A 7,502-nucleotide genomic window follows, 5' to 3' on the forward strand; every position below is an offset into this window, starting at 1 on the left:
TACGCCCGCTCCGGTCCCCCGCCTCAGTTGAACATGTCCGGGTTTTCCGCAAACAGGCGCCTCACCCGTGCCAGCAGCGCTCCGTGCTCCGGCCGCTGCAGCCCGGGATCGGAGCGCAGCAGCTCCTCGGCCGCCTGCTGCGCCTGCTTGAGCAGGCGCACGTCCCCCGCAAGGTTCGCGATGCCCAGCTGGGGCAGGCCGTGCTGCCGCTGGCCGAAGAAATCGCCGGGTCCCCGCAGCTTCAGGTCCTCTTCCGCTATTTTAAACCCGTCCGCGGTCTTTGACAAGACCCGCAGCCGTTCCCGGCTCTCCGGGTGCTGCGTGCCGGTGACCAGCACGCAGTAGGACTGGTGCTTTCCCCGGCCCACCCGGCCCCGGAGCTGATGGAGCTGGGACAGGCCGAAGCGCTCGGCGTTCTCCACCACCATCAGGGCGGCGTTGGGCACGTCCACCCCCACCTCGATCACGGTGGTGGACACCAGCACGTCGATCTCCCCCGCGGCAAAGGCGCGCATGACGCCCTCCTTGTCCCGGCTCTTCATCCTCCCATGGACCAGGCCAACCCGCAAATCGGGAAAGACCTCGTTTTGCAGGTACTGCGCGTAAGGCACGGCGGCGGTCAGCGCGGCAGAGGGCGCCGCCTCCGGCGGCCCGTCCGGTCCCGCCGCGGGGATCCGTGTTTCCTCCGCGCGCTCCTGCGTCTCCTCCACGGCGGGACAGACAAGGTAGGCCTGACGCCCCTCTCCCACCAGCCGGCGGACAAACCCGTACATCCGCTGCCGCTTGTCCTCGCCCACGACATAGGTCTCCACCGGCGTGCGGCCGGGGGGCAGCTGGTCGATCACGCTCACATCCAGGTCCCCATAAATGATGAGGGCCAGGGTACGTGGGATGGGGGTGGCGGACATGACCAGCACGTGGGGCGTCCGGCCCGCCTTTGCCGCCAGCGCGGCCCTTTGGGCCACGCCGAAGCGGTGCTGCTCGTCGGCCACCGCCAGGCCCAGGTTTGCAAAGGCCACCGCCTCGCTCAACAGGGCGTGGGTACCCACGACCAGGTCGATCTCCCCACGCTCCAGCGCGGCATAGACTCCTTTCCGGGCCGTCCCCTTCACCGAACCGGTCAGCAGCCCCAGGCGCACCCCCGCGGGGGCAAGCAGAGGCTCCAGAGAGCGGAAATGCTGCTCGGCCAGCAGCTCCGTGGGGGCCATCAGGGCGCACTGGAAGCCGCTCCGCGCGGCCAGCCAGGCTCCAAAGGCCGCCACCATGGTCTTGCCGGAGCCCACGTCCCCCTGCACCAGCCGGTTCATCGGCGCGCCGGAGGCGGTATCCGCCGCCACCTCCTCCATCACCCGCCGCTGGGCGCCGGTGAGGGGGAAGGGCAGCAGCGCCTCAAACTCTGCCAGGGGCGCGCGCCGGAACGCCGCTCCCGCCGCCTGTTCCCGCCGGGTACGCAGCAGCGCCAGGCCGCAGGTAAGGGTAAACAGCTCTTCGAAGATCAGCCGCCGCCGGGCCTGCTCCAGCGCGGTCTCGCTCTCCGGAAAGTGGACGCTGCGGCAGGCGCAGGCCGCGCCGCACAGGCCGTTATCCCGCAGCACCTCCGGCGGCAGGCTCTCCGGCGTCTCGTCCGCGCACGCCTCCACGCAGCGCAGGGTCAATCCTGCCAGCAGGTTGTTGGAGACCCCTTTGGTCAAGGGGTAGACCGGCAGGATGCGCCCGGTGAAGCGGCTGCACTCTGCCCGCTCGAAGGCCGGGTTGGTCATGCTCCGGGATCCGGCGCTCCCCTCCACGGCCCCGTAGAAAACATAATCCTCCCCGGTGCGCAGGGCGTCTCTGATATAATCCTGATTAAAAAAGGTGACCGTGGCCGCGCCGGTGTCGTCTGCGATACGCACCTTGGTCAGGGTCAGGCCCTTGCGGATGCGGGAAAGGCGGGGCGGCTGGGCCACCATGGCCCGGATGCACACCGGTATCCCCTCCGGGGCCTGGCAGAGCTTCACGGTCCTCCGCCGGTCCTCATAGGAGCGGGGATAGTAGCTCAGCAGATCCCCTACGGTCCGCAGCCCCAGTTTCTCCAGGCTCCGCTTCCGGGCCGGGCCTACCCCAGGCAGTTCCCCCACGCCGGTGGATAAGCGCAGCGTCATCGTCTCCCCCCTCTGCAAATGCTCCATCGCTGTGCGCAGTATAGCATATTTGGGTCGGCCGGGCAAGGGATGTAGTTTTTGCCGCGAAAACCGTAGTATATGGGTGAAGCCGGAAAGGAGGCGGTACGATTGCTGTAAGAGAAAAAAATCATTGCTTTGTTTTTCGAGCGCTCAGAACAGGCCATACGGGAGCTGGATAATCGATACGGAAAAATCCTCTGCAATTTTTCGTATCATTTCCCGGCTACCGGAATATCCCATTGTCATGAAAATGTTCGGCGTTGACCCGGCCCTTGGTCCGCAACTCATGGGGTAGATTGGAAATGTGCGCCGTTTCCAATTTAAGAAAGCCCTGGCAGCATACGCCGGGATTGACTCCCCGCCAAATGGCTCCGGTGATGTTAATGCGATTTTTGCGATTAAACGCCCATCCCCAAATTAGGAAAAGGGCGGTAAAATAACCTCGGGTAACAGGAAATGGGAAACTCATACACGTCATGGACGATATCAGATGAGTTGTGGGAAGCAGTGAGGGATGAGATTCCCCCAAGGGAACGCGATCCGAAAAAGGCCTATAAGAACAAGCCCGGCCAGGGACGGCCACCTCTGCCTGCCCGAAAAGCCCTGGAAGGGATATTCTATGTCTTGCGGACAGGCTTCCAGTGGAAAGCTGTTGCGAAAGAATACGGAAGTGGAAGCGCAGTTCATCTTCCATCACGAAAGGGGTTGTTTTGTGCGAAAGCATCTCACGGTTGTCCACTTCAGCCCCACCGGCGGCACCCGCAGGGCAGCTCTGCTGCTGGCGGAGGGGCCGGCCAGGCGCATCGACGAGCTGGACCTCACTCTCCCCGCACCGACGGGCCGGACCTTCGGCCCGCAGGACGCGGTCCTCTTTGCCGGGCCGGTCTTCGGCGGCCGGTTGTCCGCCCTCATGACGCAGCGGCTCAAAAACCGTACCGGTGAAGGTACGCCGGCCGTCACCGCCGCCGTCTATGTCAACCGTGCCTTTGAGGACGCCCTGCTGGAGCTGAACGATTGCGTGGCGGCCCAGGGATTCCGGGTGGCCGCCTCCGCCGCGCTGGTAGCGGAGCGCTCCATCTCCCGGGCCGTCCCCGCCGTGTCGGAGACCTGCACCGCCTGCGGCCTGCGCACCGCCCAGTGTCCGGCCCGGTCCATCTCCCCGGACGACCCGAAGCACACTGACCCGGAGCGCTGCTTTTTGTGCATGCGCCGCATCGCCCGGTGCTCCCAGCACGCCAAGGCTTATCCGGCAAAGTCCAAGGCCATGGTGGACCAGCGCCTCGCCCCTCTCCGGACGGTCCGGCGGAAAAACGCGCTGCCCGTGTGACCGGCCCCGTCAAAAAGATGCCTCTTGGCCTGCGGGTCAAGAGGCGTCTTTTTATCTTCAAACCTTCACGCAGGGTAGGCTGGCTCGGATGAGCAGCCCGCCGGCGGGGACATTTTCGGCGCTGATGCTGCCGCCGTGGGCCCGGATGATGCTCTTGCAAATGGACAATCCCAGGCCGGAGACCTTCCGCCCCGGGTCGGAGGTATACAGCGGCTCGAAGATCTGCTGGAGCAGCGCGGGCGCCACGCCCCTGCCGTTGTCTTGGAACCGCAGCACCAGCTCCTCTTCCTCCTTCCGGCACTGGAGCCGCAGCTCCAGATGGCCGGTTTCCGCGTGCTGAAAGCTGTTCCCGATTAAATTTCCCAAAAACCGGCGCATGTGCTCCCAGTTGCAGATGACCTGTTCCTGGGGACACTGGCAGTCCACTTGAAACGTCACCCCGGCGTCGGAGAGCTCGTCCTCGTACTCCTCCCGCAGCCGCCGGCACAGCTCCTCCGCCGTCATCAGCCGCATAGGGGCCGTGTCCCGCAAACCCACATCCAGGTAGTCATCGAACTCATCCACCACAGACTTGATGCGCAGGGCCTTCTCATAAACCCGGTCCAGGTACTGCCGCTGCTTTTCCGGGGGCAGGTCCGCCGAGTGCAGGCGCTCGGAATAGCCCAGCACCGAGGTCAGCGGGGTCTTGATGTCGTGGGAGATGGAGGCAATGAGCTGGTGCTCGGCCTTTTCCTTGCACTCCAGCACCCCCGCCAGATCGGCAAAGGCGTTTTGCAGCTTGCCCACCTCGTCCTGCCGCTCGCTGCGCTCGGGCCGCTCCCCCTTTTCCGAGTAGCAGCGCATGGTCTTGCGCAGCCGGACGATGGGGGCCACCAGCACCAGGTACATGATGACCGCCACCACCAGGAACACGCAGACGTTGAAGGCGGCCAGACCGATCAGGGCCTCCCGCTGGAGGGAGCGGCTCAGCTCATTGCGCTGCATGGCCCGTACCCACAGCAGCAACTCCACCCGCCGCCCGCCAGTCAGCTCCACCTGCACGGCGGAGGCAGCCACCAGGCCCGCCTGGCTCTCCTCCGGCATCCGGGCGTAGAGGAGTTCCTCCCCGCTGCCCCGGACCATGCCGTAGAGGTCCCGCTCGGACAAATAGCGCTCCAGCGCCCGGAAATCTCCGTCGCAGCCCTCCAGGAAGGTGGCGGCCTGCCGGGCATCCTCCTGCGCGCCGGAGAGCACCTGGTAGTAGGTATTCCCGGCATACCGTCCCAGGTAGGCCAGAAAGCACCCGCACATCACCGCCCAGCTCAGCACCGCCAGCGCCACCAGAGCCAGGAGCATCTTCCGGGACAGATGGGCGCTCAGCCAGCCTACGCCGGGAAAGCGCCCGCGTTTGGTTTTCTGCTCCATGTTATCCCTTCTCTGCCTCTTCCTCCGCAAACCCGCTCTGGGTCACAAAGCGATAGCCGGAGCCCCACACCGTCTTGATGTAGCGCCACTCCGGGTCCAGCTTGCTGCGCAGGTTCTTGATGTTGATGGCCACGGTGCCCACGTCGCCGTAGTCGGTCCGCCACACGTCGTGGAAGATACGGTCCCGGGACAGGGTCTCCCCGGCGTGGCGCATCAGGTAGGTCAAAAGCTCCAGTTCCCGGGTGGACAGGGCCACCGGCGCTCCCGCCTTGGTCACCGTCAGCTTTTCCGGGTCCAGGAGAATGGCGCCGATCTGGATGGGGCCGCCGACGGGGCGGCCCGGGGCGGAGCGCTCCTGCCGCCGCAGATGGGCCTGCACCCGGGCGGCCAGCTCCTCCAGGGCAAAGGGCTTGGTCAGATAGTCGTCCGCCCCCAGGTCCAGCCCCTTCACGATGTCCTTCACCGAATCCTTGGCGCTGAGGAACAGGATGGGGCAGTCCACCCGCCCCCGGATCTGCCGGCACACCTCCAGCCCGCTGAGGCCCTTCATCATAATGTCCAGTAAGATCAGGTCGAAGCGCCCCTCCTCCACGCGCCGGAGCGCTTCCTCCCCGGAGCGGACGGCCGTCACCTCCAGGCCCTTCTCCTCCAGCACGTCGGAGACCAGCAAAAGAATGGATACGTCGTCGTCTACCAAAAGGATCTTCTCTTGCATCCCGCCGCGCCTCCTTTCCCTTTGATGATACCACAGCCGGGCCGGGCCAAACCATGAAGAATCATTAAGATTAGAGTAGCCGCTTGCCTCTGCGCTGTCAAGCCTGTCCGTTTATTAAGAATTATAAGGATCGGCCCGGTTCTGTTGACTCTTGGACGGCACGACATTAAGATGGAAAAATCCTTAAGGCGGCCGGGCCCGGCCGCCGGTATCCGATTTGGGAAGGTGACTGCTTTGCTTGAGAAAATTGCCCATGCGCTGACACGAAAGCCAAAACTGGTGGTTTTGATCGCGGTCCTGCTTCTGATCCCCAGCATCCTGGGGGCCGTTGCCACCCGTATCAACTACGACATCCTCACCTATCTGCCCCCCGACCTGGACTCCTCCAAGGGCGAGGCTCTGCTGGAAGAGCCCTTCCACATGGCGGCCACCACCATGCTCATCGTGGAGGATATGCCCCCCGAGTACACTAATCAGCTCCGCCGGGACGTTGAGCAGGTCCCCGGCGTCAGCAGTGCCGTGTGGGTATCCTCCCTGGTGGGCATCCAGATCCCCCAGGAGATGATCCCCGAGGATCTGCGGGAGACCTTCTTCTCGGGCAACTCCACCATGATGATCGTCCAGTACGACATGCCCGGCGCTTCGGAGCAGACCATGCAGGCCATCTCCCAAGTACGCAGTCTCTGCAACCAGCGCTGCTTCCTGGCCGGTTTCTCTGTCCTCATCAAGGACACCAAGGACCTGGTGGATCAGGAGCTGCCCGTCTACATCCTGCTGGCCGTGGTGCTCTCCTTCATCGCCATGTCCCTTACCATGGACTCCTGGCTCCTCCCTCTGGCCTTCCTTATGAGCATTGGCCTGGCCATTCTCTACAACTTCGGCACCAATATTTTTCTGGGGCAGATTTCCTACATCACAAAGGCCATCGCCGCCGTGCTCCAGCTGGGTGTGACCATGGACTACTCCATCTTCCTCTACCACCGCTATGAGGAAGAGCGGGCCAACCACGACGACAACCGGGACGCTATGGCCAAGGCCATCGTGGCCGCCTTCACCTCCCTGTCGGGCAGCTCCCTGACCACCATCGCCGGCTTCCTGGCCCTGTGCGCCATGCGGCTGCTGCTGGGCAAGGACATCGGCATCGTCATGGCCAAGGGCGTGGTACTGGGGGTGGCCACCGTGGTGCTGGTCCTCCCCGCCATCCTGCTGGTGCTGGACAGAGGCATCCGCAAATACCACCACAGAACTCTCAACCTGAACTTCGACCGGGTCAACCGCTTTATGGTCCGCCACCGCAAGGCCTTCGTAGCCCTCTTCCTTGTGCTCTTCCTCCCGGCGGTGTACGCCCAGAGCCATGCCGCCGTCTACTATAAGCTGGATGAGGCTCTGCCGCAGGATCTGCCCTCCATTGTGGCCACCAACAAGCTGAAAAACGACTACGACATGGCCACCTCCCACTTCATCGTCTTTCGGGACGATTTGAGCCACAACGCCCTGAAAAAAATGGAGGAAGCGGTGGACGCCGTACCCGGCGTCACCTCAGTGCTGGCCTACGACAAGCTCATGAGCGCCGCCGTACCAGATTTCTTTGTCCCCCAAGAGCTCAAGGATTTGTGCAAAAAGGACGGCCTCCAGCTCATGATGGTCAACTCGGCCTATCCCGCCGCCTCCGATGAGGTGGCCCAGCAGCTGGATGCCATCGACGGCATTGTCAAGTCGCTGGATCCGAATGCCTACATCACCGGCGAGGCGGCTCTCACCAAGGATCTCATCTCCACCGCCGCCGTGGACTTCAAGATAACCAACTATATCTCGGTGGCCGCCATCTTCCTCATCGTGGCCATTCTCTTCCAGTCCATCTCGGTGCCGCTGCTGCTGGTGGCCGCCATCGAGC

At 64.0% G+C, this 7,502-nt stretch carries 5 protein-coding genes and 2 pseudogenes; 4 read left to right on the forward strand and 3 right to left on the reverse strand.

Annotated features, from left to right (window positions below):
• Positions 1 to 23: 23 nt before the first annotated feature.
• On the reverse strand, positions 24 to 2,141 hold the full coding sequence (recG, locus tag MR825_RS01090; protein ID WP_287878193.1) for an ATP-dependent DNA helicase RecG: 2,118 nt from the start codon (positions 2,139 to 2,141) through the stop codon (positions 24 to 26).
• Positions 2,142 to 2,373: 232 nt separating this feature from the next.
• Here recG and MR825_RS01095 point away from each other — a divergent pair.
• The 3 genes and pseudogenes from MR825_RS01095 to MR825_RS01105 all read left to right on the forward strand — a co-directional run.
• Positions 2,374 to 2,547: pseudogene (locus MR825_RS01095) on the forward strand (transposase); the annotation flags it as partial.
• A 71-nt stretch (positions 2,548 to 2,618) separates the two neighbouring features.
• Positions 2,619 to 2,837: pseudogene (locus tag MR825_RS01100) on the forward strand (transposase); the annotation flags it as partial.
• A gap of 37 nt (positions 2,838 to 2,874) precedes the next feature.
• Positions 2,875 to 3,489 carry a (4Fe-4S)-binding protein gene (locus MR825_RS01105; protein WP_186908625.1) on the forward strand — a complete coding sequence of 205 codons (615 nt, stop codon included), beginning with the start codon at positions 2,875 to 2,877 and terminating at the stop codon, positions 3,487 to 3,489.
• Between the two features lie 57 nt (positions 3,490 to 3,546).
• Here MR825_RS01105 and MR825_RS01110 read toward each other — a convergent pair whose 3' ends face one another.
• The gene (locus tag MR825_RS01110) at positions 3,547 to 4,893 is read right to left on the reverse strand and encodes a HAMP domain-containing sensor histidine kinase (RefSeq protein WP_186908626.1); all 1,347 of its coding nucleotides are present in this window, start codon (positions 4,891 to 4,893) and stop codon (positions 3,547 to 3,549) included.
• 1 nt (position 4,894) lies between these two features.
• Positions 4,895 to 5,608, reverse strand: a complete 714-nt coding sequence (locus MR825_RS01115) for a response regulator transcription factor (protein WP_278893562.1) — start codon at positions 5,606 to 5,608, stop codon at positions 4,895 to 4,897.
• Between the two features lie 234 nt (positions 5,609 to 5,842).
• On the opposite strand from MR825_RS01115, the gene MR825_RS01120 reads away from it, so the two are divergent.
• A partial coding sequence (locus tag MR825_RS01120) for an efflux RND transporter permease subunit (RefSeq protein ID WP_287878204.1) occupies positions 5,843 to 7,502 on the forward strand: 1,660 nt, incomplete at its 3' end.

The sequence above is a fragment of the Lawsonibacter sp. genome, from assembly GCF_022777125.1.
GTDB classification, from domain to species: Bacteria; Bacillota; Clostridia; order Oscillospirales; family Oscillospiraceae; genus Lawsonibacter_A; species Lawsonibacter_A hominis.